Origin of the sequence: Paraburkholderia phenazinium, from assembly GCF_900142845.1 — a bacterium.
Classification (GTDB): Bacteria; Pseudomonadota; Gammaproteobacteria; order Burkholderiales; family Burkholderiaceae; genus Paraburkholderia; species Paraburkholderia phenazinium_A.
Genome location: NZ_FSRU01000001.1, coordinates 3,700,429 through 3,724,842, shown reverse-complemented (window position 1 = coordinate 3,724,842; position 24,414 = coordinate 3,700,429). Strand labels below are relative to the sequence as shown.

The 24,414-nt window shown below is 62.2% G+C and carries 23 protein-coding genes; 11 read left to right on the top strand and 12 right to left on the bottom strand.

Features of this window, described 5'->3' with window-relative positions:
• Positions 1-173: 173 nt before the first annotated feature.
• Entirely contained in the window at positions 174-425 is a 252-nt protein-coding gene (locus BUS12_RS16210) for a hypothetical protein (RefSeq protein ID WP_074296567.1), read from the top strand.
• A 137-nt stretch (positions 426-562) separates the two neighbouring features.
• Here the strand turns inward: BUS12_RS16210 and BUS12_RS16205 are convergent, their stop codons facing one another.
• From BUS12_RS16205 to BUS12_RS16180, 6 genes are all read right to left on the bottom strand, one after another.
• A complete protein-coding gene (locus BUS12_RS16205) occupies positions 563-1,246 on the bottom strand; it encodes an SDR family NAD(P)-dependent oxidoreductase (protein WP_074296565.1) in 684 nt (227 codons plus the stop codon).
• Positions 1,247-1,256: 10 nt separating this feature from the next.
• Positions 1,257-2,594 carry an NAD(P)/FAD-dependent oxidoreductase gene (locus BUS12_RS16200; RefSeq protein WP_074296563.1) on the bottom strand — a complete coding sequence of 446 codons (1,338 nt, stop codon included), beginning with the start codon at positions 2,592-2,594 and terminating at the stop codon, positions 1,257-1,259.
• Between the two features lie 34 nt (positions 2,595-2,628).
• On the bottom strand, positions 2,629-3,408 hold the full coding sequence (locus BUS12_RS16195; RefSeq protein ID WP_074296561.1) for an amino acid ABC transporter permease: 780 nt from the start codon (positions 3,406-3,408) through the stop codon (positions 2,629-2,631).
• Between the two features lie 119 nt (positions 3,409-3,527).
• Positions 3,528-4,346 (bottom strand): ABC transporter substrate-binding protein, encoded by an 819-nt coding sequence (locus tag BUS12_RS16190; protein WP_074296559.1) that lies wholly within the window; start codon positions 4,344-4,346, stop codon positions 3,528-3,530.
• A gap of 50 nt (positions 4,347-4,396) precedes the next feature.
• The gene (locus tag BUS12_RS16185; RefSeq protein WP_074296557.1) at positions 4,397-5,137 is read right to left on the bottom strand and encodes an amino acid ABC transporter ATP-binding protein; all 741 of its coding nucleotides are present in this window, start codon (positions 5,135-5,137) and stop codon (positions 4,397-4,399) included.
• A 26-nt stretch (positions 5,138-5,163) separates the two neighbouring features.
• Positions 5,164-6,486, bottom strand: coding sequence for an NAD(P)/FAD-dependent oxidoreductase (locus tag BUS12_RS16180; RefSeq protein WP_074296555.1), 1,323 nt, complete (start codon positions 6,484-6,486; stop codon positions 5,164-5,166).
• 139 nt (positions 6,487-6,625) lie between these two features.
• Here BUS12_RS16180 and BUS12_RS16175 point away from each other — a divergent pair, with 139 nt between their 5' ends.
• Entirely contained in the window at positions 6,626-7,546 is a 921-nt protein-coding gene (locus tag BUS12_RS16175) for a LysR substrate-binding domain-containing protein (protein WP_074296552.1), read from the top strand.
• 11 nt (positions 7,547-7,557) lie between these two features.
• On the opposite strand, the gene BUS12_RS16170 is transcribed toward BUS12_RS16175, so the two are convergent.
• Positions 7,558-8,949, bottom strand: coding sequence for a leucine-rich repeat-containing protein kinase family protein (locus BUS12_RS16170; protein ID WP_074296551.1), 1,392 nt, complete (start codon positions 8,947-8,949; stop codon positions 7,558-7,560).
• Between the two features lie 334 nt (positions 8,950-9,283).
• Between BUS12_RS16170 and BUS12_RS16165 the strand changes: the two genes are divergently transcribed.
• The 4 genes from BUS12_RS16165 (at position 9,284) to BUS12_RS16150 (ending at position 13,930) form a co-directional block, all read left to right on the top strand.
• Positions 9,284-9,808 carry a Csu type fimbrial protein gene (locus BUS12_RS16165; protein WP_083640417.1) on the top strand — a complete coding sequence of 175 codons (525 nt, stop codon included), beginning with the start codon at positions 9,284-9,286 and terminating at the stop codon, positions 9,806-9,808.
• Positions 9,805-10,539 carry a fimbrial biogenesis chaperone gene (locus BUS12_RS16160; protein WP_437123864.1) on the top strand — a complete coding sequence of 245 codons (735 nt, stop codon included), beginning with the start codon at positions 9,805-9,807 and terminating at the stop codon, positions 10,537-10,539. The genes BUS12_RS16165 and BUS12_RS16160 overlap by 4 nt, the downstream gene beginning before the upstream one ends.
• Before the next feature lie 65 nt (positions 10,540-10,604).
• Complete coding sequence (locus BUS12_RS16155; protein WP_074296547.1) at positions 10,605-12,971, top strand: fimbria/pilus outer membrane usher protein; 2,367 nt, start codon at positions 10,605-10,607, stop codon at positions 12,969-12,971.
• Positions 12,968-13,930 carry a Csu type fimbrial protein gene (locus BUS12_RS16150; protein ID WP_074296545.1) on the top strand — a complete coding sequence of 321 codons (963 nt, stop codon included), beginning with the start codon at positions 12,968-12,970 and terminating at the stop codon, positions 13,928-13,930. Before BUS12_RS16155 ends, BUS12_RS16150 begins: the two co-directional genes overlap by 4 nt.
• A 48-nt stretch (positions 13,931-13,978) precedes the next feature.
• Here the strand turns inward: BUS12_RS16150 and BUS12_RS16145 are convergent, their stop codons facing one another.
• From BUS12_RS16145 to BUS12_RS16135, 3 genes are all read right to left on the bottom strand, one after another.
• Positions 13,979-14,284, bottom strand: coding sequence for a hypothetical protein (locus BUS12_RS16145; protein WP_074296543.1), 306 nt, complete (start codon positions 14,282-14,284; stop codon positions 13,979-13,981).
• Between the two features lie 215 nt (positions 14,285-14,499).
• Complete coding sequence (locus BUS12_RS16140) at positions 14,500-14,691, bottom strand: hypothetical protein (RefSeq protein ID WP_143788335.1); 192 nt, start codon at positions 14,689-14,691, stop codon at positions 14,500-14,502.
• Positions 14,692-14,749: 58 nt separating this feature from the next.
• Positions 14,750-16,081, bottom strand: coding sequence for a DKNYY domain-containing protein (locus tag BUS12_RS16135; RefSeq protein ID WP_171991646.1), 1,332 nt, complete (start codon positions 16,079-16,081; stop codon positions 14,750-14,752).
• Between the two features lie 250 nt (positions 16,082-16,331).
• Between BUS12_RS16135 and BUS12_RS16130 the strand changes: the two genes are divergently transcribed.
• Positions 16,332-17,105, top strand: coding sequence for an SDR family oxidoreductase (locus BUS12_RS16130; protein WP_074296537.1), 774 nt, complete (start codon positions 16,332-16,334; stop codon positions 17,103-17,105).
• A 44-nt stretch (positions 17,106-17,149) separates the two neighbouring features.
• On the top strand, positions 17,150-18,847 hold the full coding sequence (locus tag BUS12_RS16125) for a long-chain fatty acid--CoA ligase (RefSeq protein ID WP_074296534.1): 1,698 nt from the start codon (positions 17,150-17,152) through the stop codon (positions 18,845-18,847).
• A 7-nt stretch (positions 18,848-18,854) separates the two neighbouring features.
• On the opposite strand, the gene BUS12_RS16120 is transcribed toward BUS12_RS16125, so the two are convergent.
• Complete coding sequence (locus BUS12_RS16120) at positions 18,855-20,282, bottom strand: ATP-binding protein (protein WP_083640489.1); 1,428 nt, start codon at positions 20,280-20,282, stop codon at positions 18,855-18,857.
• A gap of 13 nt (positions 20,283-20,295) precedes the next feature.
• A complete protein-coding gene (locus tag BUS12_RS16115; RefSeq protein WP_074296532.1) occupies positions 20,296-21,009 on the bottom strand; it encodes a response regulator in 714 nt (237 codons plus the stop codon).
• Positions 21,010-21,179: 170 nt separating this feature from the next.
• Between BUS12_RS16115 and BUS12_RS16110 the strand changes: the two genes are divergently transcribed.
• From BUS12_RS16110 to BUS12_RS16100, 3 genes are read left to right on the top strand one after another with little or no spacing between them, the layout of a single operon-like run.
• Positions 21,180-22,412, top strand: coding sequence for an ABC transporter substrate-binding protein (locus BUS12_RS16110; RefSeq protein ID WP_074296530.1), 1,233 nt, complete (start codon positions 21,180-21,182; stop codon positions 22,410-22,412).
• An 11-nt stretch (positions 22,413-22,423) separates the two neighbouring features.
• Entirely contained in the window at positions 22,424-23,494 is a 1,071-nt protein-coding gene (locus tag BUS12_RS16105; protein WP_074296527.1) for a FecCD family ABC transporter permease, read from the top strand.
• Positions 23,491-24,288, top strand: a complete 798-nt coding sequence (locus tag BUS12_RS16100) for an ABC transporter ATP-binding protein (protein WP_074296525.1) — start codon at positions 23,491-23,493, stop codon at positions 24,286-24,288. Before BUS12_RS16105 ends, BUS12_RS16100 begins: the two co-directional genes overlap by 4 nt.
• Positions 24,289-24,414 lie beyond the last annotated feature (126 nt).

The window sequence follows — 24,414 nt, the reverse complement described above, 5'->3', positions numbered from 1 at the left end:
CATGATTACTGCGCTGCAGCATGCAATATGACATTTTGACAAAGGGAAAACCCGTAATCGGTAAATTCCGGCATCCTTATTGACTCGGGTCATACACCTTCGCCCTAATCGGGAAAGTCCTAACACCGTGTGAGCATGGTTCGCGCTAGTCTTCTCGTCAGAGGAGGCAAACCATGAGACGCGTATTTAATATTGCTGTACTGATGCTCCTTGCGTACCTGACAGTGGGCCGCGCACTGACCCATGCGCAAGCGGGGGAAGAAGGCACCATATCGTGCGAAAAAGGGGCCGAGATGATCCGCCTGGGCGCCATGGACAAGGGCTTCTCCGAAGCGGCGTCCAGTGGGCAAGGACAGAATTTCCTTTCGGGCTGCCTCGTGACAGGCGAGGCGCGCGTCAATGATCAGGTGGTTGCGCGCGATTAATTCGCTGCCATGCGGTATGCATGAAACGTCTGATGATTGATTTTTGCTGCGGGTGCGTTCCCTACCGCGTATCGAATTTTGCGTAATCCAGCTCCTTAACGGGGCTGGATCTGTTTTCTCTCCAGCTTTTATCTCCGCTAAAAAAGATCTTCGTGCCTGCAATTGACGAGGATCTCGGCCACGCTCGCCGAGTTAGGCAACTCAATCGTATTGGCGACCAGCAACGCAATGTCCTCCGGCTGGGTCATGGCTTCGGGCGGCAGATCGGCCAGACCCGCCGCCATTTCCGTATTCACGAACCCTGGACAGATAGCGGTGGCGCGAATGCCGTCGTCCCAGCCTGCGCGCCGTACGGCATGATTGAGTGCGATCACCGCATGCTTCGACATCTGATAGCCGGCGTTGAGGTTCTTCACGCGCTTGCCGGACAGCGAGGCAATCTGCACCACGCGGGCATTGCCGGCCCGCCGCAAGTGCGGCAATGCCGCCTGAATCAACCGGAACGGCGCCTTGACGTTGATATCCAGCGTCTCTTCCAGTAGTTCGTCGCTGCCGTCTTCCAGACTGATGGGCTTGCAGATGCCGGCATTGCTGATCAGCACGTCGATACGCCCGAACCGTTCCACCGTGGCGTCGACCCAGCGGCGCCCTGCCTCGGGGTCGCGCGCTTCATAGGGAAACACCAGGCTGTCGAGGTGACCGTAAAGCCCTGCGGGATTGCGCACGCCCAGCGACAGCAGATAGCCGCGCCGGGCCAGTTCTTCGGTTATCTCCCGGCCGATGCCGCGGCTCGCGCCGGAAATCATCGCTACCTTCTGCATACGACTCTCCCTAGAACCCTGCGTCGATGACGATTTTGGTGCCGTCGCTAAAGCGGCTCAGACGAAACGCGTGGGGATCCACGAGCGCTGTATCGTTCGCGACCAGATCGGCCATCAGCTTTCCGGCTGCCGGACCGATGCCGAACCCATGGCCGGAAAAGCCCGTGCCGATAAATAATCCCGGCACGGTATCCACGTCCGAGATCACCGGAATCGCGTCGGGCGTCACATCCATGTAGCCGGCCCAGCGCTGCGCGATGCGCGCATGGCTCAGATGCGGGAACACCTTGATGAACTCGCGCAGCCCCGCGTCGACGTAGGGGACGATCGGCTCGGGATCGAGCGTGCGAACCTGTTCGAAGGCGGTGGGCTGATCGAGCGCCCAATGCCGCGGGCGCCGCAGTTCTTCGAAGAAGCGGGCGCCGATGCCGATACGCAAGGAGCCCAATTGGCTCTTTAACGCTTCGATGTACTTGAAGAACAGACGGAAGCTGTCCGGGGTGAGGTCGCTGTAAGTGCGAAATCCATTCGCCACCGTATAACCTCCATCCGCGCGCTTGCGAAACGCAAAATGCTTGTTGCTCGCACTGCAGGTGGGGCCGCCTTCAAGCGGTTCGGTTCGAAGTACTGATGCTTTCACCAGCAGTTGCGGCACGTCGACATCGAGGTTGCCGCAGAACAGTCGCGACCATGCACCGCCGGCCACCACCACGCTCTGGCAGCGGATCGTGCCGTGCTCGGTGACGACCGCGCTGACCCGGCCGCCGCTCGTTTCGATGCCGCGTGCCGCGCAGGGCGTCAGAATCTTCACGCCGCGCTTGCGCAACGCGTTGGCGATGGCGGGCGCTGCCCGTTGCGGTTCGGCGCGGCCGTCGCCGGCGGTAAAGAGCCCGCCCTTGAACGATTTCTTCGCGCCAGGCAGCAGGGCGGCGACATGCTTCGGGTCGACTACGCGCGTATCGAACGCATCGCCGGCGAGGTTGCGTGCGTTCTCGAGCCAGGTGCGATGCCCCTCCATGACCTTGTCGTCCTCGGTCATGTAGAGAATCCCGCACTGGTTGAAACCGGTGTCGATGCCGAGATCGCGGTCCAGGGTGCGCCACAGCTTCAGGCTTTCGATGCTCAGTTCGAATTCGCGCATGTCGCGATGGGTGACGCGAACCCAGCCCCAGTTGCGGCTCGACTGCTCGCCGGCAATATGCCCCTTCTCGCAGAGCGCCACCCTTAGGCCTTTGTTGCTCAGATAAAGCGCGGTACTGACGCCGATAATCCCGCCGCCGACCACGACGACATCGACTTCGGCGGGCAAGCTGGTGTCGCTGGCGACAGTCTCGACTTGTGGTCCCATAGTGTTGGCGGCCCGTTAGATGCGGATGAGTAGGTTAGTGATGTTGTTCGGCAATAGCCGTCTCGGCTGCCGGTGCCTGCGCCTTGCGTTGCCCGCGCGTCGCGCCACCTTGCCGCGGGTTCGCGTGACGGTTCGTCCAGCGGTCGATGTGATTGATGGCATGCGTGAGCGGCACCGTGATCAGCAGATAGACCACGCCGGCGGCCACCAGCGGCGACAGGTTGGCCGTATTGACGGACGTATTCTGCCCGATGGTGAAGAGATCGCGCTGCGAGGTCAGCAGGCCGAGAAAGTAGACGAGACTCGAATCCTTGACGATCGAAATGAACTGGTTAGCCAGCGCCGGCAAGATGCGGCGGATGCCTTGCGGCACGATGACGTGGCGCATGCTGCTCCAGTACGTCATGCCGAGCGCCTGACACGCGGAAAGTTGTCCGCGTCCTACGCTTTGAATCCCCGAGCGGAAAATCTCCGCGATATAGGCCGACGAAATCAGGCCCAGCGCAACGATGGCGAGCGGGTAAGGGTTAGGTCCGAAGATCGCCAGCCCGACCGGCGCGAGACCCTGGCCCACCAGCAGGATGACGAGCGCGGCGGGCAGGCCGCGAAACACGTCGATAAAGACCTGTGCGGGCAACATGAGCCAGCGCGTGTGCGATACCGCCATCAACGCGAGGACCATGCCGGCCGCGATGCCGAGCACGGTTGAAAACAGCGACAGCACCAGCGTATTGACGAGGCCGGTGCATAGCAACGAGGGCAGCGACCCGATCAGCAACGGCCAGTCGAGAAAGTTCTGCAGGAAGGCATTCATGATTCGCTCCTGTCTGAGCGTCGGCGGCCGGTCGATGAGCGTTCGGCGGCCGCCGGGTTGCGTGTTCGTTGCTGCGTCGGTGGGTCTTGCGCGTTGATTAGATGCCGCTTGTGTACAGACTAGCTGCCGGTCTTCATGACATACGGCGGCAGGTTCGCCGGCTTTGGATAGCCCGGATGGAACTGCAGGTACAGCTTGAGCCAGGTGCCGTCGGCGACGAGTTCGTCGATGGTCTTGTTCAAGGCCGCCTCGAGCTTCGCATTACCCTTGTGCACCGGAAATCCTGCCGGCAGATTGACCGCGGAGATATCGAGCTTGTCGGCAATGTTCATCTGCGGATATTTGCCTTGCAAGCCTTCGACGAGCGTCTTGTCGACGAAGTAGCCGTCAATGAACTTGGAGCGCAACGACAGGAAGCCCGCATTCAGATTCGGAAAGCGCACGATCTGCGCGCCAGGCAAGTAGCTGTCCGAATACGTATCCTCGATCGTGCCTTGCACGACACCGATGCGCTTGCCCTTTACCGAAGCGGGGTCGCTCGTGATCGGACTGTCGGGCAAGGTCGCCACGCTCAGCAGGCCGGTCAGGTAGCCCTCGGAGAAGTCGACCATCTTCAGGCGTTCCTTGGTGATGGAAATCGAACCGGCGGCAAGATCGATCTGCTGGTTCGCCACGCTCGGCAGCAGGCCGCTGAAGTCTTGCGCGCGAAAGTCGGCGGTAAGGCCGAGCTTCGTCGCGATGGCGCGCAGCAGTTCGACGTCGAAGCCGGTCATCTTGCCGTCGTCGATATACGAGTAGGGCTTGTTGTTCGCATCCACGCCGGCGACGAGCTTGCCGGGTGTCAGCGTGCCGACGTCCTCAGCTTGCGCCGCGGTGGCCGCGGCAAAGGACAGGGGGACGACTATCGCGAAGAGGCGCAGAAAATGGCGAAACCGCATGATGTTTGCTCCGTCGAAAGGACTACCGATTGAAGAGGATGGCGAGGAAATCAATGCAATATCCGGGAGAGAAACTCGCGTGCGCGAGCTGAGCGCGGACGGTCGAAAAACACTTCCTTCGCTTCGTCCTCGACAATCGCACCTTGATCCATGAACACGACGCGATTGGCGACGCGCCGCGCGAAGCCCATTTCGTGCGTGACGCACAGCATCGTCATGCCCTCTTGCGCCAGCCCGGTCATGACGTCGAGCACCTCGTTGACCATTTCCGGATCGAGCGCCGAGGTGGGCTCGTCGAACAGCATGGCCACCGGGTCCATCGAAAGCGCCCGCGCAATCGCCACGCGTTGCTGCTGGCCACCCGATAGTTGCGACGGAAACTTGTCCTCATGGGCGCGCATGCCGACCCGCTGCAAGAGCGCGCGGGCCTTGTCGGCCGCTTCGTCGCGGCTGCGATGCAGTACGCGCATTTGCGCGAGCATCAGGTTCTGGCACACGTTAAGGTGTGGGAACAGTTCGAAGTGCTGAAACACCATGCCCACGCGTGCCCTCAGCTTGACGAGATCCGGCTTCTTCCGGTTGAGAGCAGTCGTGGTCACCGGCGTGCCGGCCACCACGATCTCGCCCTGCTGCACCGGTTCCAGCCCGTTGACGGTCTTGATCAAGGTGGACTTGCCGGAGCCCGACGGTCCGCAGATCACGACCACTTCCCCGCGGCCGATGTACGCCGAGCAGTCGGTCAGCACCCGGTGTTCGCCATACCACTTCGAAACGTTGAGCAGAGAGATCATGGGAGAGGCCTCGTTCTTGACGTGCTTCACGACAGGGCGGCGCGTGCGCGGCCGTCCCAGAGATCGTCGAGCTTGTAGAGCGCAGCGCCGACCGGCACGGCCCAATGGCTCGCCATGCCCGCAACGCTGATCGGGAATGTGCCTTCGCCGAACGCGCCCGGCGCGGCATCGAGCCCTAGCAGGTGTTGCGCCACGCGCTGGCCCAGATAGCTCATCAACGCCACGCCGTTGCCGTTGCAACCGAGCGCGTAGTGAATGCCGTTGTGTTCGCCGATATGCGCGAGCTTGTCGCCGGTCATCGCAACATAGCCCTTCCATGCATGGGTGATGCGCACGTCGCGCAATGCCGGCCAGAGCTGGATCATCTTCGCGTACAGAATCCGCGCGGCCTCGCGCTCGTCCACTTCGCGGATGGCGGGCCGCGAGCCGAAAATCATGCGGGTGCCGTCCGGCGAGGGCCGCGTGTAGAACAGATTGCGCTTGGAATCGCTGATCATCCGGCGGCCAGGATTGAGGGCGGACATCAGTCCGGCAGGCAGTGCTTCGGTGGCGATCTGGTAGCTGGCCACAGGCAAGACGCGTCGCGAGAAGAACGGCAGGAGCGGTCCTGTGTAGCCGTTGGTGGCGACCAGCACGTGCTTCGCTTCGATCGGGCCGCGAGCGGTCTGAACACGGAAATGCGCGCCATGCCGCTCGATGCGCTCGACGGCGGCGTGCGAATGCAGGCTCGCGCCGCGGCGCCGGGCCAGGCCGCGCAGGGCGCGATGATATTTGGCCGTATGCAGGCCGCCGTATTCGTCGACGAGGATGCCGCCATAGTAGTAGTCCGAACCGATGATCGAGCGTTGCTCGGCACGGGTAATCAGATGCACCGTGACGCCGGTTTTATCGTGCAGCAATTCGCCTTGCTTGCGCAGATGTTCGAAATGGCCCTGCGTGAAGGCACCGAAGAAGCGGCCGGTAATCTGCAGATCGGCGTCGAGCGCTTCGTCGGCGATCAGGCGCTGCAGATACTCGAAGCTCGCCATCGACTCACGCATCAGGCGGCCTAAGCGATCGGATGAAACGCCGCGAATCGCGTTAGTCAGGGCCAATTTCTGTCCGCTCGATACCATTCCGCCGCTGCGCGTACTGCCGCCCGCGCCGATCTCGGCCGCGTCGAGTACCGCGACGCTCGCGCCCTGGCGGGCAGCTTCCGCGGCCGCGGACAGGCCGCAGTAACCGCTACCGACGATCGCCAGATCGACGCGCTCCGGCACCGGATCGCGCGACGTCTCGGGCGGCGCCGCATCCCACCAGTAGGGCGCAAGCCGGAAATCGTCGTGGAACAGCAGGGCGTCGGGTCGCATGGCTTCTTTAACGTTGCAGGATGAGAGCCAGTCTAGGTTTGCGCCGCCTATCCGGTCAAATACGGCCAAAAACGTCTTCTATTCATTTTTGATATGGCATGCTGACGAGAGGCGAGGCTAAACGGATGGGATTCATCTGATGAATCAGCGACAGATAGAGGCGTTCAGGCTGGTGATGCTGCGCGGCTCGATGACGGCGGCGGCCGAGGAGTTGGGCACGTCGCAGCCGAGCATCAGCCGCTTGATCGCGGAGCTGGAGCAATCGACAGGGCTCGCGTTGTTCACGCGTAACGGCGGCCGCATCCAGGCCACGGACGCGGGCAGCGCGTTTTATCGCGAGGTCGATCGAAGCTTTGTAGGGCTGGAAAAGCTCGTGCATTCCGCGCGTGAGATTCGTCAGTTCGGCACGGGACGCTTGCGATTGGTGGCGGCGCCTGTGCTGGCGCTGTCGTTTGTACCGACCGTGATCGAGCGTTTTCTGGCGGCGTATCCACGCATTGCGGTGTCGCTGGAAATGCGCAGTGAAGGGACGATTCAGCGCTGGGCGTCGTCGGCCTATTGCGATATCGGTTTCTCCACCGCCACGCCCGATGCGTTCGGTGTGACGAGCGCCGAGCTATACCGCTTGCCCGGTGTGTGCGCGTTGCCGGCGGGGCATCCGCTTACGGCCAAAAAACACATTCACGCCCGCGATCTGAAGGATCAGCACCTCATCTTGCCCTCGTATGCGGACGACACGCGTTCGGCCCTCGATCGTGTGCTGCGCCAGGCGGAGGTGAACCAGGTGCCCACAATCGAAACGCCGTATGGGGCGACGATTTGCGCCATGGTGTCGCGCGGACTCGGGATCGGTTTGGTGAATCCGCTCGCCACGCTCGATACGAATCCAGAGCGGATCGTGTTCCGGCCGTTTTCACCGGATGTGTTATTCCGCGGCTTTACGGTGTGTCCGCAACTTCAGCATGTCAATCCGGTCGTGCAGGCGTTTCTCGAACTCGCTACTGAGACTATGGAACGGGAACATGGACACTTCCGCAGCGATGTGGTGGTGCGGGCTTAGTGCGGGATCGATCAAGGGACCGGTCGCACACTGCAGGAATCTTGCCGCGGACCACTCAACGTGGATAGCGTATCGACGATCTCCACGAAGGATGGGCGACTCGCAACCGTCTCGCTTAAGCACGCGGCCTTGAGTTGCGCCAATGTGGCTAACGTGGCGGAAGCCGACGCCGAAGCCGAAGTAGACCCAGCTCCAGCTTCATCGCAGCGCGCGATCAACTCTTCGAGCAGGCAACCGAACGCCCGTACTTCGATGCGTTGAAGCAACGGCGCTAGCGTCGGATCATCCACCGCGTAGAACGACGCCGCGCCGAAATCGCCCAGCAGTGCACGCCCCGCGCCGCAATGAAGAATATTGTGGGCATACAGGTCGCCGTGCATGATGCCTTGCTGATGCAAATGACCGGCAGCCGATGCGATGCCGCGTGCGATGCGCAGTGCCGAGGCGAGATCGAAGCGCGTGTCTTCGCTGTAGATGTCACGGGTGCACGAATCGAGGCTGGGCGGCCCGGCCAGGTTGGTGAATTGCGGATCGATCAGCTCCATCACCAGACCATGGCTGTCGGCAGGGTGATCCTTCACTTTGCCGAGCACCGGAATCAGGTTGGGATGGGTGCCCGCGTTGATGCAGGCGGCCATCTCGCTGTACGGCAAGCCGTCGCTTGTCACGTCGCCTTTGAAGAGTTTCACGGCGACATGGCGATCATCTTCATTAGGAATCCGATGCGCGGCACGATGGATGACACCCGAGGCGCCTTCTCCGAGCCGATGATGCAGTTCCAAAGCATCCCAATGCATATCCGCGATGGGTGTTTCGTTCAGTGCAGCAGCTTCCAGCAACGCAGTAAATGGATTGCCCGCATAAGCAAGCCATGAAAGCCGCGGCAGCGCGAGCAACCATGCAGGGAGCTCCGTTAGCCGATTCGCTGCAAGCCGGATCAGTTCAAGGCGGGAGCACGCAGACAGTTGCGAGGGCAACGACTGCAGGCGGTTGCCCGCCAGCATCAGTTTCTGGAGATGTGTGCAATGGCCGATTTCGGGCGGTAGCGCCTCGACTTCGTTATCGGTCAGGATGAGCCAGCGAAGCGCACGCGGCAGCGATTGCCCCGACACCGTGCGAATCCGGTTCGCCTTGAAGCCCACCATGCTCAACTGCTCGCACTGGCCGAGGACTTCAGGCAACTCGGTGAAGCGGTTGTTGGAGCAGAACAGGATGCGCAGTTTATGCAGACGCGGCAAGTCGTGCGGTAGCGACGAGAGCGCGTTGCCGGAGAGGTCGAGGATTTCCAGCGTGTCCGCCAGATCGAAAATCTCGCGCGGAAATTCGCGGAGTCCGCAGGCTAATGTCAGGCGCTGCGTACCGGCCAGTTGTCCGGCGAGCAGTTGGTCGAGGGTCGTGGTCACTGTGATGAGGCGAGCGTGGCGCGTGCCGGCAGGTTGATTCGATAAGGCTCGATTCTACTTGCATCGTCTAACCGGTGGCTTCTGTCGTTCTGACTTGCACTTCACGAAGGCAATCCGGATTGAGAAGTACACCAGAATGATCGAGCTGAATAGTCACACCTCATGGCCCCAATGCGCAGAGCATATTGAGTGCGACTAGATGTAACACTTTGTTAGATTGCCGCTCGCGCATTTGAAAATGTCCTCTTTTGCGAACTAGACTTTCACACACAAGACGATTCGGGGCGGCGTCATTACCCGAGTTCATTCGACCGGGAGCGAAGAGGGTTGATCGATGAAACGGCAAATATTGACTGTCGCGACTGCTGTTGCACTCATGTTTGGGGCAAGCTTACCGATCGCGGATGCCGCGACTTATTCGAATGGAACGGCAACCGCGACGCTCACGGTTTCTCTCACGTTGCAGGCGAATTGCTCCATTGCAGCCAGCCCGCTGAACTTCGGCACGAATGGTGTGCTGGCCACTGCCATCAACCAGCAGACCAACGTAGCTGTCACCTGTACGAACACGACACCGTATAACGTCGGGCTCGATGCCGGCACCGTCACCGGCTCATCCGTCACAAGCCGGCTGATGGCTGGCACCGCCACGGGCAATACGGCTACCACGGTCGGCTTCCAGTTGTACCAGGACTCCGGACACACCACGGTGTGGGGCAACACGCAAGGCACCAATACCGTGGCGGGCACGGGCACAGGGGCTGCGCAATCGATCGCCGTGTATGGCCAGGTGCCCGCGCAATCCACGCCGAAGCCGGACACGTACCAGACCACAGTCACTGCGACGGTCTACTTTTGACGGGCCGCGGCGCGCCAGGTGCGCAAGGACTCATCGCCGGCTCACTGCTGCTGTCGTTCGCAGTGGTGGCGAGCGCGTCTACCTTGCAGATCTCGCCGGTCACCGTGGATCTCTCGCCAGGCGAAAACGCATCGGGCATCACGCTGCGCAATCCTGGCGACACGCCGCTGTATGGTCAGGTGCGTGTGTTCCGCTGGGACCAGGCGAACGGCGACGACGTGCTCACGCCAACCACAGACCTCGCGGCCAGTCCGCCGCTCATCCAGATTCCGGCGCATAGCGACCAGCTGATCCGGCTGGTGCGTGCGATTCCGGCGCCGCCCTCTGGTGAACAAAGCTACCGACTGCTGATCGACGAATTGCCGGCACCGGACGAGCCCGTCGCCAACGGCGTGACTATCCGTTTGCGCTATTCGGTCCCGGTGTTCGTCGAACCTGCCGGCACAGCCGGCGTCCCGGCGCTGTCGTGGCATCTGATGCATGACAACGGGCACTGGGTACTGCGCGTCGACAACAGCGGTTCGCGACGCGCCCAGATCGCGGCCGTGCAACTGCTCGATGGCACCGGCAACCCGTACGATATCAACAAGGGCTTGCTGGGTTACGCGTTGGCAGGACGCGGTCGTCAATGGCAGGTGACGTTGCCGCCCGACACTGCGCCGAGCGGCGTCATGAAGATTCGCGCCCAGGTGAATGCGCTGCCCGCCGAAGCTACGCTCGGCACGCAGTAGTCTCCCAATCGCAAGCGCGCTTCGTGGGTCAACCGGAGAGGACATGATGGGTCACAAGCCGATCGATGAGAATAAGACAGACAGCACATCGCTGGTACGCCGTGCGCGTCGCGGTACTCGCAAACGTTCTGCTTATCGTTGCGTGTCCTTGCGCGGTTGCTCAGGCGCCGATGCTGCCGGTCAGCACCCGCACGCATGAATCGCGAGACCTGTACCTCGAAGTGACCCTGAACGGACAGCGCACTTCGGTGATCGTGCATTTCCGCGAGGTTGACGGACACCTGGTTGCAACCGGCAGCGATCTGAACAGCCTCGGTATCGCGACCGAGCGGCTCGGTATCGCGGATACGGCGGAAGTGCGCCTCGACGACATTACCGGCCTGCGCTATCGCTACGATGCCGCGCAGCAGGCGATCGATCTGCAGGCGCCCGACAGTATCCGCAAGCCGTATCGCTTCGATACCCGTGAGCTGAGCGCGACGCCGGCGGCGACGTCCTCGCGCGGTCTCGTGATCAACTACGATGCGTTCGTCCAGACCGATACCGAGCAACACCTCGCGTTCTACAGCGAGGAGCGCTACTTCGATCCGGCCGGGGTGTTCAGCACGACCGGCATTGCCTACCTGTATAGCGACCTGAGCCGCTATACGCGCTACGATACGTCGTGGAGCCGCTCTAATCCCGCTACGCTGGACACGACCGAGATCGGCGATACGATTTCGGGTTCTCTCGCGTGGACGCGCTCGCTTCGCATGGCCGGGTTTCAATGGCGCAGCAACTTCGCCTTGCGCCCCGACCTCGTGACGTTTCCCGTGCCGACTCTCTCTGGCACAGCGGTCGTGCCTTCTTCCGTCGACCTGTACATCAACAGCGTCCGGCAATATAGCGGCAACGTGCCGAGCGGACCGTTCATCGTCAACAACGTGCCGGGCATCACCGGTGCCGGGCAAGCCACGGTCATCACCCACGATGCGCTCGGCCGTACCGTAGAGACCTCCGTACCGCTCTACGTCGATACCCGCTTGCTGGCGCCGGGTTTGTCGAGCTATTCGTTCGAAGCAGGCTTTCTGCGCCGTAACTACGGTATCGACTCGTTCGACTACGATCCGCGGCCGGCGGCGAGCGCGTCGGCACGCTACGGCGCGAACAGCGCCCTGACACTCGAGGGCCATGCCGAAGCGACCAGTGGCCTGTACAACGCCGGGGCTGGAGCGCTGCTGCGTCTCGGCATGGGCGGCGTCGTCAATGGTTCGCTTTCGGGTAGCGCCGGCCGACTCGCGGGAACGCAGATTAGTTTGGGATACGAATTGATAGAGCCGCACTTTTCGATCGACGCACAATCCATTCGCGCGTTCTCGAACTACGGCGACCTCGCTGCCCGCGACGGCACACCGGTGCCGACGGCGACCGACACCGTCACGCTGGCGTTGCCATTCTTCAGCCACCAGACGTTTTCAGTGAGTTATATCGGGTACCGCTTTCCTCAGGCGCCGTCTTCGCAGATCGGCTCGGTTTCATACACGCTGGACTTCGGCAACCTGGCCTCCGTGAACCTCAGTGCCTATCAGGACTTCAAGCAGCGCAGCTCGCGCGGTGTGTTTTTAAGCCTGAGCTTCGGCCTCGGTCACAACACGTCGATCAATGCGAGCGTGGGGCGGCAGGGCGGCCAGTCGAACTACAACCTCAACGCAGTCCGGCCGCCCGACTACGGCGGTGGCTGGGGGTGGGGCGTTCAGGCCGGCGACAACGGCGCCGTGCCGTTCCAGCAGGGCCAGTTGCAGTACCTCGGCAACGACGGCGAAGTCACGGGTGTCGTGCAGAATCTTGCGGGGCACACGAGCGGTTCGCTCGATCTCACCGGCGCAGTCGTGCTAATGGATCACGTGCTTGAGCCTTCGCGGCGCATTGACGATGGTTTTGCGCTCGTCTCGACCGACGGCGTGGCGGGCATCCCCGTGCTGCATGAAAACCGCGTGATCGGCACGACCGACAGTAGCGGCCATCTGTTGATTCCGGACCTCAACTCGTACCAGCACAACCAGGTCAGCATCGACAGCATGAATCTGCCCGCCGACGCGCGCATCGCAACGACGTCGGCCGACCTCGTACCGCAAGCACAGTCCGGTGTGCTGGCGCGCTTCGGCGTGACACGCTACAGCGCTGCATCGCTGATTCTGCATGATCCGGACGGCAAGGTCCTGCTGCCAGGTGCGCGTGTGCACGAGGTGGAAAGCGGCAAGGACACCATCGTCGGTTACGATGGCATGACGTTCGTCGACGGCCTCCAGCAGACCAACCATCTCGTCGTCACAAGCGGTGCGCTGCGTTGCGCGGTGAGCTTCGACTATGCTCGGCCCAAGGATGGCTCCTTGCCGACCATCGGGCCTCTGACGTGCAGGCCCTTATCGGACCACGCCGGAGTCGGGCCATGAGGCGGGTCGCCATCATCTTCTGGGTCGCATGCTTGCTGGCAGGCATGATGCAGGGCGCGCACGCACAAAGCTGCAATGCCAGCGCGTCAGCGGTCAATTTTGGCTCGGTCAGTCCGATCAACCGCAGTGCGGTCAGTACGACCGGCACCGTCACGGTGACCTGCACATGGCCTGCCATCACGCTGACGCCGAACGTCGAGGTCTGTCTGAATCTTGGCGGCACCAGTCCGCGTGCATTGGCAAACGGCAGCAATCAGATGCAGTACGACCTCTACCAGGATGCGGCGCACTCGCTGACGTGGGGATCGATCTACTCCGGCACGACACCGATTTCGCTGGCGCTCGTCAAACCTCTCTCGGGGACGACCGCCAGCGCTTCCGTCACCTTCTACGGGCAGATCGCCGCCAACCAGCCGACGGTACCCACCGTGAGCAACGCCAGCACCGTCTATACGCAGAATTTCGGCGGCAACCAGACTTCGCTCAACTATGGATTCTATTTGCTGGGTGCTCCGACGTGTGCGTCGCTGACCGCCACCGAAAGCACGTTCGCGTTCAGCGCAAGCGCCACCGTCATCAACAACTGCAACATCAGCGCGACCAACGTCGCCTTTGGCGCAGCCGGCGTGCTGAGCAGCGCATTGAGCGCGACAGGATCGATCACGGCGCAGTGCACCAATGGCGACGCTTACCGGATTGCGCTCAACGGTGGCGCGAGCGCCAATGTTGCGGCCCGGCAGATGCAGCGCTCAGGCGGCGGGGGGAGTGTCGGTTACCAACTGTATGTCGACTCGGCGCATACGAGCGCATGGGGTGACGGCACCGGCGGCACCGTCATGGCAACGGGAACGGGTACCGGCATCGCCCAGGTTTTCAGTGTGTATGGTCTGGTGCCGCAGCAGAGCACGCCGGCGCCCGGCAGTTACAGCGATACGATCACCGCCACCATCAGCTTTTGACGTGACGTTGAATGAGCTGGGAAGGGGAACCCGGTTGACGACGTCCGTTTAGAACGCAACGGTCAAAACCGTGCTTTGCGTGGTTTGCTTCGCCGCTTGAAGTTGGGAGAGCGGCTGCGTCGGATCCAGTGGCCCACGCCCGATCGCGTTCGCCGCGCCGTGCAGGCACGATACGTTGGGCAGGGCGAAGGTTTTTGTCGCGTCCGAAGAGCGGATTTCGCAGGTCTCCTGTACGACGAGGCTCACGGCGATCGGCGCCAGTTCAGCCGCCGAGGCTGGTGTCGTCTTGGCGATGCTGCCCAGCAGAAAAGGCACGGCAGCGCCGAACGTTAGCGTTTTGCGCACCCCGCGCAAACGAACCGCCGCACCGCGCTGAGGCCGGGAAGGTCCGAAGATCGAAACCCCACGGCAGCCCCGTGCATGTGTATGTGCCTTGCTTTCGTGAACGAACCGCATCCGCGTGCCCTCTTGTCTTCGCGTATCCGAAGAGGTCAATCCGACTGACTCTTGCTATGTGAATAGCATCAGGTATATCGGCATTTGCGCGGAAATCTGAAGGGTGTTCCCGTTTATCGGCTATGGGCTTTCGCCGCATCGGCGACCTGCGGCGGGATGTGGCGGGCGATGCCGACGATCGGCCATACCGTGGCCAGCGCACCGAGCGCGGCAATCCACATCGTCGGTACGAGGCCGAGCTTATGTGCGCTGAGTCCCGCCATCATGCTGGCGAGCGGCATCGTGCCCCAAAGCACGAATCGCATCGTTGCGTTGACGCAGCGCTCGACGCACATGAACAGCGCGCCGCCGCTGCCGGGCGCTCTAACAGTTTTGCTTCGGATAAGGCGAGTCTGGCGAATACCGCTCCAGCGTCTCCATGTCTATCGGGCCCTTGTCGTCGTCGACGAAGCCGCATTTGGCGCTTCTTAGCGAGCCGTGAATGACTACTCCGTCTTTAAGCCGCTGTTGGGTTCGCGCATCGTAGTCCGACAGTTGATCTACCAGGGCACGTAACCGGTACAACCGGTTGTCGAAAATCATGAATGCGTCGGGTTGTGCGTCATCGCGTTTAAGGAAGAAGTACGTCACATTGCCGGCATTCAACCCCTCGTGCCTGAAAACATGACTGCCGAAGCGCGGAAATGCGATCACGCCATTTTCGATAGCAATGCCCCCGTCGAGAACCATGCCGGTTGGGATCGTGCTGTCGTAAGGCGTGCAATTCAGTTGCGGATACCCCGGTATGGGGCAAACCGGCATGACGATCTTCAAGGCTGCCGCATTTAGCCCCTGGATTTTCTTGCCTTCCCTATCGAAAACGGATGTCCCGTCAGTCATGAAATTGGGTGACAGCAGATGCAGATCCGGCTTCATGTCCGGACGCAAGGTCACCTCGTCCCACGACACCTCGAACACTTTGTCTCCGTTGATGATGAACGAGGTCACGCTGCGAGGGTCGCCTTGCACGCGAACGGGAAAGTTGGGCGACATTCCATTGATCGTTCGGCCGAAATAGAAAACGTGGTCTTTATCGTGCGCCCATTCGTGATCGTCGTTCGATCCCGTCGGCGTAAAGCATTTGAAGCTGGCCAGGTCGGCGCCTTCGATCCGCACGGGCGTATACGGAAACACGCCGCTCTCATCGTCAAAGGCATGGGTGGCATAGAACAGCGAAACACCGTCCGTGGCATACAGTCCCGGCTTGCAGCCGCTGGCAGCCGGACCGCCCTTGACGGATGATTCGTCCAGTAACTTCAGCTCGCGCCCGCTGGTGACCTGGTAGTACTGCCTCTCCTTGTGGACCTCGTAGTGCCTCAGCGCGTCGGGAAGAAAACACTGCGGATCGATGACGGGGGCGCCGCGATCGTGACAACCGGGCCCTTCCGGCACCTCGGTCAACTTTACGTAGTAGCCCTTGCCGTCGACCATCGCGAAGCTCTCGGAGTGGCCCGAGTTCCATAGCTCGAGAAGTTTCATGCTATGCGATTGACAATCCCCCTCCTTGACCTTCGTCCACGATGCGGTCGAACCCGAGAATTCCTTCCCGGGTGTCGGGACATACCAGGTTTCCTCGCAGGTCGTCGTCGTATAAGCGTGAGCCGGGCCTGCGAACAGGCAGAGGACCAGAAAGATAATGCGCGCCGCTTTGCTCAAGGATGAATGCCTCGCTTTCATGTTGTTAGCCGAAGTAAAACGTGCGTTGGCGCGGGGGTGCCGTGAAGCAGCCTACGCTCGTCACAGCAGCATGCCATGAGTCGGACAGTCGGGTAAGTCCCGATGACAGGCGATTCACAGCAGTTTACGCACAAATAAAACGACCATGCTTTTATTTACACGGCGAATCTCCGCACGTATGATGGCTTGAAAAAAGCAAACCCAAAAGTCCTCATCAAGGAGACGCCGGATGCATGTCAAAGACCTGTTTCAGTTGGAAGGCAAGGTGGCGCTGATTACCGGCGGCTCGCGCGGACTCGGTTTGCAGATGGCCGAGGCGCTCGGCGAAATGGGCTGCCGCGTGGCGATCACCGCACGCAAGGCCGACGAACTCGCGGAAGCGAAGGCACATCTGGAAGAGCGAGGCATCGAGGTCCAAACCTTCGTTAACGATCTCGCCAGATTCGAGAGGATTCCCGACCTTGTCAGCGACGTGTTGGCCGTGTACAGCCACATCGACATTCTGGTCAATAACGCTGGCGCCACGTGGGGTGCTCCAGCGGAAGACTATCCTGACGAGGCCTGGCACAAGGTGATGAATCTGAACATCAACGCGCCGTTCTTTCTCGCGCGTGAAGTGGGCAAGCGCAGCATGATTCCGCGCCGCGCGGGCAAGATCATCAACATCGCTTCGATCGCGGGCCTGAAGGGCGCGCCGGCGGGCATGAATACGATTGCCTACAACACCTCGAAGGCCGCGGCGATCAACTTTACGCGGGCGCTGGCTTCGGAGTGGGGTCGCCACAATATCAACGTCAATGCGATTTGTCCGGGCTTTTTCCCATCGAAGATGTCGGCGGGTTTGCTCGCCACCATGGAAGAGTCGATCATTGCGCATTCGCCGCTGCACCGGCTTGGCGGCGAGGAAGATCTGAAGGGCTCAGTGGTGTTTCTCGCCAGCGAGGCATCGCGGCATATCACCGGTCAGAATCTGGCGGTGGACGGCGGCGCTAGCATCGTGTGACGGTACTTGGGCGTGCTCAAGAAACGTGATAACTGGAGTCCCCCATGAACACCCTTCATCACGCGTACTGGCCGGCTGGCGTGCCGCATCATCTGAGCCTGCCGCAGACCAGCCTGTTCTATAACGCGGAAGTGACGGCGACGCGCTTCCCGGACAAGCCGTTCATCATCTTCTACGACACGCCGCTGAGCTTCGCGCAGTTCAGGGACGAAGCCGAGCGTATTGCGGGCTTTCTGCAACAGGAATGCGAAGTAAAAGCCGGAGATCGCGTGCTGCTCTATATGCAGAACAGTCCGCAATGGGTGTTGTCGTACTACGGCATCTTGCGGGCGAATGCGGTGGTGGTGCCGGTCAATCCGATGAACCTGACCGACGAGGTGCGTCACTACGTGGAGGACAGCGGTGCGACGACCGCGATCGTGCCGCAGGACCTGTACCCGCAGATCGAGCCGTTGCTGGGCGAGGCAGCCGGGCAGGGGTTGAAGCATGCGATTGTCGCAACCTATAGCGACTACCTGAAACGCCCGTCGTCGATTACCCCACCCGAATTCGTAGTGGCGCCGAAGCGATTGATTGAACGTGCCGGCGTAACGGCCTGGAGTACGGTGCTCGAACGGCGCCTCGCGCCAGGGCCGTTGACCGCAGGCCCGGATGACCTCTGCGTGATGCCCTACACATCGGGTACGACAGGCAGGCCGAAGGGTTGCATGCATACGCATCGCAGCGTCATGAGCACGCTGGTCGGTTGCAGTGTCTGGTTCGCGGGATCGCAGGACAGCACGCATCTGTCCGTGTTGCCGATGTTTCACGTCACCGGCATGCAGGGCGGTATGAACGGGCCGTTGTATGCGGGCGCAACGATTGTCATATTGCCGCGCTGGGATCGCGATGCCGCTGCGCAGTGCATGCAACGTTACGGCATCACGTCGTGGCAGTCCATTTCGACGATGATGGTCGACTTTCTGTCCAACCCCAAGCTGGCCGAATACGATCTTTCCCGACTGACCGGCACGCGCGGCGGCGGCGCGGCGATGCCCGCTGCGATTGCACGCAAACTCAAGGACCTGACCGGCCTCGACTATGTGGAAGGCTACGGCATGTCCGAGACGATCGCCGCGACGCACATCAATCCGCCGCAGCGTCCCAAGCCGCAGTGCCTTGGCATTCCGGTGTTCGATCTCGACGCGCGCGTGATCGACCCGGCCTCGCTACAGGAACTGCCGCGAGGCGAAACCGGTGAGATCGTCGTGAACGGGCCGCAGGTAATGCAGGGTTACTGGCGCAATCCCAAGGGTACGGCTGAAGCGTTCGTCGAGCTCGATGGCAAGCGTTTCTTACGCACGGGCGATCTGGGCCATATCGACGAGGACGGTTATTTCTTCATGACCGACCGCCTCAAACGCATGATTAACGCGTCGGGCTACAAGGTCTGGCCGGCGGAGGTGGAGGCGCTGATGTACCGGCATCCGGGCATCCATGAGGTCTGTGTGATCGGCGTGCAGGACGAACGCCGCGGCGAGACCGTGAAGGCGCTGGTGGTGCCCGCTACGGGCTACGCGGATACGTTGACGGAGAGCGAGGTCATCGCCTGGGCGCATGAGCAGATGGCGCCTTACAAGGCGCCGAGGCTGGTCGAGTTCGTGACGTCGTTGCCCAAGTCCGGCAGCGGCAAGATTCTGTGGCGCAAACTGCAGGAAGAGGATGCCGCACGCGCGGCAGCAGCCGCGGGCAAGAAAGCGTGACGCGCGCCTAGCCGATTTTCCACGACAGTTCGGCGGCGCGGCCGTCGCGTGGCAACGCGAGCGTGGCTTCCAATCCTTTGACCGCGCCGTTGCGCAAGGTGAGCGTGCCGCCATGCGCGGCCGCCACGCTGCGTGCAATCGTCAGCCCGAGGCCGGTGCCGCCGCTTGCGCCGTTGCGCGAACCCGAGACGCGGAAATACGGCTCGAATACGCGCTCGAGCAAGGCCTCGTCCGCAATGCCGGGACCCGGATCGCTGACGACGATGCGCAGCAGGTTCTCGTCGTCGCTCACGCGGATGCTTGCTGCGCCACCGTAGCGGATCGCATTGTCGAGCAGGTTCTGCAAGCACCGCTTCAGATTGCGCGGATAGCCTGACAAAGGACGATTCGCACGGCCTTCGACGCTCACGTCGTGGCCCGCCTCGCGTGCATCCTCAGCAAGCCCTTCGAGCATCGAATTGATGTCGATCTCGTGGCGCGCTTCGGTAATCTCCACGCCCTGAACGGCGTCGAGCGTCGCGCCTACCATGGCTTCCATCTCGTCGAGATCGCCGCGCAGCCGTTCTCGCGATTCGGCATCGGGCAACATTTCCATGCGCAGCCGTAAGCGGGTGAGCGGCGAGCGCAGATCGTGCGAGACGGCCGTCAAAAAGCGCGTGCGTTCAGCGAGACTGCGGGATAGTTGCTCCTGCATCGAATTGAACGACTGCGCGGCGGTGCGCACTTCAAGCGGTCCCGTCACCGGCAGCGGTGGCCGATGAATGTTGCGGCCAAGCGCCTCGGCCGCCTTGGCCAGTTCCTTCAATGGCTTTACAGCAAATCGCACGGCCACGAGTGCCAGCAGAAGGACGGCCGTTAGCCGCACCAGATAGATCCGCAGCAAATAGTCGAGCACGAGCGTGCCTGGTTCGGTCAGCATGCCGGCCTGGCCTTCATTGGCCTGTACATCGAGCCATTCGCCCTGTGGCAACCTCAGTTGCAGATGAAAATCGCCGGACGGCATGCGCGAATTGAACAGGCTGAGGATGCCGTGATGGCGGCCGGTTTCGTCGCGCAACTGCACGTCGAGCAGGCGGACCTCGATCGGCTCGCCGAGCCGCCGGTGAATCACGCCCGCGATCAGGTCGCTCACCGTGCGTTGCGCGAGCGAACCTGCAGGTGCCGTAGCGGGCGTATCGATCCATTGCAGACGGTAGCGCTGATCGGCGAGCTCCGCGGCAATCGCATGGCGCGTGGTCTCATCCGGAGCATGCTGCAGCAACCGCACGGTGTCGGCGAGGCGGCTGGCAAAGAGGCGCGCGGGAATCTCAAGCGTGCGGTTGTCGTGAGTCTCGAACCAGATGGTGCTGGTGAAGAGCTGCCCCGCGAACATGCCCACGACGAGAATCAGCACGAGTCGCCCATATAGCGTGTCGGGCCAAAAGCGCAGTTTCATGGCGATGCGCCGCTCAGGCTTCGTGCGTGACATCGGCCACCAGCATGTAGCCTTCGTTACGCATGGTGCGGATCAACCCGGAGCCGCGTGGCGAATCCTTGAGATGCTGGCGCAGACGGCTGATGCAAACATCGATGGAGCGGTCGAGCGGCGTGCGTTCCTTGCCGAACACCCGGTCCAGCAGAAACTCGCGTGACAGCGGACGGTTCGGGTGATCGAGCAGCGTGCGCAGCGCGCGATAGTCGGAGCCGCCGAGCGAGACCACCACGCCGTCGGGCGAGAGCATCTGCTTCATGCGCGTATCGAGTTTCCAGCCGGCAAAGCTCACGAACGCAGACGAATCCGTGAGCCGTTCGCCCGGCACGCTGCGCGTGCGCCGCAGCACCACCTTGATCTTGGCGACGAGCTCGCGCGGATCGAAGGGCTTGGGCAAATAATCGTCGGCGCCCATCTCGAGGCCGAGGATGCGGTCGAGCAAGCCGCCGCGCGCGCTCAGGATAATGATCGGCACGGCGTGCGTGCGCCGCAGCTCACGCGTGATGTCCAGACCATCTTCGCCTTCGAGCATCAGGTCGAGTACGACGAGATCGACGGGCGAGGTGTTGATGACCTGCTTCATCTGCACGCCGCTTTCGACGGCGGTGGCCCCATAGCCCATGCTGCGCAGGTAGTCCTGCAACAACTGGCGAATGTTGGGGTCATCGTCGACAACGAGTATGTGGTCCATCGTTCAGTTCTTGTGGGCGGCTCGCATGCTATCCGCAACGCGATTTTTACGCTCGCGTTTGCGCCAACACATTCCATTACAAAACAGCCGTGTTTCAACACATTGCCATTACATTGCGCCGCTAAAGTGGAGCCCGCAAATGGCAATCATTCTCATTTACGCACTATACCATGTCGATTTTCCGGTTTCAGTCGTTCGCACGCCCACTCCGCGCGGCCACGCGCGCCCTGACTGCCTGCGCGGTGCTCAGCTTCGCGACCCTCGGGGCCAGCATGGCCGCGCAGGCCGCGACGCCGCCGGCTACGGTCGCGTTACCGGCGCAGACCGTAACCGATCTGGCGGGCCGCACGGTTCGCATTCCGGCTGAGCCGCATCGCATCCTGCTCGGCGAAAGCCGTCTGCTAATGGCGGTGGCGCTGCTGGAAGGGAAGCAGCCGCTGGCCCGGATCGTGGGCTGGCAAGGCGACTTGCCGACGATGGATCCGCAGACCTTCGACGCCTACGCCGCGAAATTCCCGGGCATCAAGCAGATTCCGCTGATCGGCAAAGCCACGGAAGATAGCATCAGCGACGAGAAGGCGTTGAGCCTCAAGCCCGATCTCGCCATCTTCAGTCTCGCGGGCCACGGTCCGAGCCGCTATAACGCGCTGGTCAAGCAACTGGAGGCGACGGGTACCACGGTTGTATTCGTCGACTTCCGGCTGCATCCCATGCAGAACACCCTGCCGAGTATCGAACTGCTCGGTAAGGTGATGCACCGCGAGCAGGAGGCCAACGCCTACGTGCAGTTTTATCAGCAGCATCTGGCGCGAGTGCAAGCGGTGGTGAACCGGATCCCGGCGCAGCAGCGACCCAAGGTCTTTATCGACCTGCTCGCCGGCGTCTGGGATGCGGGATGTTGCCACACCGCGGGTAATGGCAACTTCGGCGAATTCATCGAGGCCGCAGGCGGTCGCAACATCGCGGCGGGGTTAGTGCCGGGTGTGCTGGGCGACATCAGCATGGAGCAGATCATCGCTGCGCAGCCCGACGTGTATATCGCCACCGGCAGCCGCAGCAAACCGGGCCTGGCTTCGCTACGCGTCGGCGCATTGACGAGCGGGCACGATGCGCAAGCGAGTCTCGCGGCGCTCGTCGCACGGCCGGGCTTCGACACCATCAAGGCTATTCACGATGGTCGCGTGCACGGTATCTCGCACAATTACTATGACTCGCCGTACAACATCGTGGCGATCGAGGCATTCGCCAAATGGTTCTATCCGCAGCAGTTCAAGGATCTGGACGTTAATGCAACGCAGTCCGAACTATATAGCCGCTTCCTGGCGGTGCCGCCGGACGGCGCCTATTGGGTAGATGGGACCGGGGATGCCGCTCGGGCCGCTACGCCGGTAGCGTTGCACTGAGCGGGCGGTTCATGGCGACTCTTCAGCATCAGGCCGCGCCGCACGATCTTAGCGTGCGGCATTACAAACGCCTCACGTACCGGCGCGTCATGTGGCTCTTCGCCGTGATGGCGCTGATCGTTTGCGCGTTGCTGTTCGATCTGCGCACCGGACCATCGGGGTTGCCGTTGATGGCGCTGCTGCATACGGTCTTCGACCGCGCTGCCGCCGATCCGGCGACGACCGTGATCGTCTGGCAGATTCGTCTGCCCTATGCGGTGATGGCGCTGCTGGTGGGCGCGTCGCTCGGGTTGTCGGGTGCGGAAATGCAGACCATCCTCAACAATCCGCTCGCGAGCCCCTATACGCTCGGTGTGTCGGCAGCGGCCGCGTTTGGCGCGTCGCTTGCGATTGTGCTGGACGTCGCCATTCCCGGCGTGTCGCAGACGTGGATCGTCTCGGCTAACGCATTCGTTTTCGCGCTGCTTTCCGCGTTGCTGCTCGACGCGGTTGCGCGCTGGCGCGGCATGAATACCGCAGGCGTGGTGCTGCTGGGCATCGCACTGGTGTTCGCGTTTCATGCTTTGGTTTCGCTGATGCAGTTCATGGCCTCGGCCGATGCCCTGCAGGGTCTCGTGTTCTGGACACTCGGCTCGCTGGCGCGCGCCGATTGGCCCAAGATCAGCGTGCTGGCGATTGCGTTGGCGCTAGCGTTGCCACTGTCCATGCGCAACGCCTGGACGCTCACCGCGTTGCGTCTCGGCGAAGACCGCGCGGCCAGTTTCGGTATCGACGTGCGGCGTCTGCGGCTCTCCACGCTGCTGCGCGTGTCGGTACTGTCGGCGCTGGCGGTATCGTTCGTGGGCACGATCGGCTTTGTCGGACTGATTGCGCCGCATATCGCGCGCACCTTGTTCGGCGAGGACCACCGGTTCTATCTGCCGGGCAGCATGCTGATCGGCGCGCTGACGCTCTCGCTGGCGTCCATTGCTTCGAAGCTGATCATTCCGGGCGTGCTGATTCCGGTTGGGATCGTCACGGCGCTGGTGGGCATTCCGCTGTTTCTCGGCATCGTCGTGCGTTCGCAGGGGCAAATGGGATGAACGGCCTGTGCATTCACGATCTGAGCGTGCGCTACGACAAGCGCCAGGTGCTGACTTCGCTCGAAGCGGGTCCCTTGCCGCGTGGTCAGATCACTGCGCTGCTTGGCCCGAACGGCAGCGGCAAGTCCACGTTGCTGCGCGCGTTGGCGGGTCTCACGCGGGTCCAAGCCGGTTCGCTCTCGCTCGACGGCGAAACGCTCGCCTTGTCGGCGGCGAGCGCCCGTTCGCATAGCGTCGTTTATCTGCCGCAGGCGCTGCCCGCGGGCGTGCGCCTGCAAGTGCTCGAATCGGTGCTGGTGGCATGTCGCGCCACGCGCGGATATGGCGCTGCGTCGGCGCATGCCGCGCACGGCGACGATCTTGTGCATGCGCATGCGATTCTGCGCAGGCTCGGGATCGACGACCTCGCTTCGCGCTCGCTCGATGAATTGTCGGGTGGTCAGCGGCAACTCGTCGGCATTGCACAGGCACTCGTGCGCGACCCGCAAGTGTTGCTGCTCGACGAGCCGCTCTCGGCGCTCGATCTGAATCACCAGTTCCACGTGATGCAGGTGCTGCGCGAGGTCACGCGCGAAAGCCGGATCGTGACCGTCGTGGTCCTGCACGACATCAATGCGGCGATGCGCGCCTGCGAATGCGCGATGTTGCTGCACGAGGGGCGCATCGTGCGCTTCGGGCCGCCGCCCGAGGTCGTCACACCGGCGACGCTCGGCCAGGTATTCGGTGTCGCCGCGCGTATCGAGCCATGCTCGCGCGGCCACCATCAGGTTCTGATCGACGGACTCGTCGCTTAGACGGGCATCGCCAGCCGTTAGCCATACGGCCCAGCCAGCCCCTTCCATGCCGCTTTCGGCTCGCTCCGCACGACACCGCCCAGCCGCGGTGTCGTGCGGTCGCGCGCGGGCGGCTCACTAGAAACT

Bases quoted from the DNA above. Each gene is read 5' to 3' on its own strand.
- BUS12_RS16200 (WP_074296563.1), bottom strand. From the start codon at position 2,594: ATGGGACCACAAGTCGAGACTGTCGCCAGCGACACCAGCTTGCCCGCC.
- BUS12_RS16185 (WP_074296557.1), bottom strand. From the start codon at position 5,137: ATGATCTCTCTGCTCAACGTTTCGAAGTGGTATGGCGAACACCGGGTG.
- BUS12_RS16105 (WP_074296527.1), top strand. From the start codon at position 22,424: ATGGCGACTCTTCAGCATCAGGCCGCGCCGCACGATCTTAGCGTGCGG.
- BUS12_RS16175 (WP_074296552.1), top strand. From the start codon at position 6,626: ATGAATCAGCGACAGATAGAGGCGTTCAGGCTGGTGATGCTGCGCGGC.
- BUS12_RS16180 (WP_074296555.1), bottom strand. From the start codon at position 6,486: ATGCGACCCGACGCCCTGCTGTTCCACGACGATTTCCGGCTTGCGCCC.
- BUS12_RS16150 (WP_074296545.1), top strand. From the start codon at position 12,968: ATGAGGCGGGTCGCCATCATCTTCTGGGTCGCATGCTTGCTGGCAGGC.
- BUS12_RS16210 (WP_074296567.1), top strand. From the start codon at position 174: ATGAGACGCGTATTTAATATTGCTGTACTGATGCTCCTTGCGTACCTG.
- BUS12_RS16140 (WP_143788335.1), bottom strand. From the start codon at position 14,691: ATGCGATTCGTGCTTTGGGGCACGATGCCGCTCGCCAGCATGATGGCG.
- BUS12_RS16100 (WP_074296525.1), top strand. From the start codon at position 23,491: ATGAACGGCCTGTGCATTCACGATCTGAGCGTGCGCTACGACAAGCGC.
- BUS12_RS16155 (WP_074296547.1), top strand. From the start codon at position 10,605: ATGAGAATAAGACAGACAGCACATCGCTGGTACGCCGTGCGCGTCGCG.
- BUS12_RS16165 (WP_083640417.1), top strand. From the start codon at position 9,284: ATGAAACGGCAAATATTGACTGTCGCGACTGCTGTTGCACTCATGTTT.
- BUS12_RS16130 (WP_074296537.1), top strand. From the start codon at position 16,332: ATGCATGTCAAAGACCTGTTTCAGTTGGAAGGCAAGGTGGCGCTGATT.
- BUS12_RS16125 (WP_074296534.1), top strand. From the start codon at position 17,150: ATGAACACCCTTCATCACGCGTACTGGCCGGCTGGCGTGCCGCATCAT.
- BUS12_RS16205 (WP_074296565.1), bottom strand. From the start codon at position 1,246: ATGCAGAAGGTAGCGATGATTTCCGGCGCGAGCCGCGGCATCGGCCGG.
- BUS12_RS16195 (WP_074296561.1), bottom strand. From the start codon at position 3,408: ATGAATGCCTTCCTGCAGAACTTTCTCGACTGGCCGTTGCTGATCGGG.
- BUS12_RS16115 (WP_074296532.1), bottom strand. From the start codon at position 21,009: ATGGACCACATACTCGTTGTCGACGATGACCCCAACATTCGCCAGTTG.
- BUS12_RS16110 (WP_074296530.1), top strand. From the start codon at position 21,180: ATGTCGATTTTCCGGTTTCAGTCGTTCGCACGCCCACTCCGCGCGGCC.
- BUS12_RS16190 (WP_074296559.1), bottom strand. From the start codon at position 4,346: ATGCGGTTTCGCCATTTTCTGCGCCTCTTCGCGATAGTCGTCCCCCTG.
- BUS12_RS16120 (WP_083640489.1), bottom strand. From the start codon at position 20,282: ATGAAACTGCGCTTTTGGCCCGACACGCTATATGGGCGACTCGTGCTG.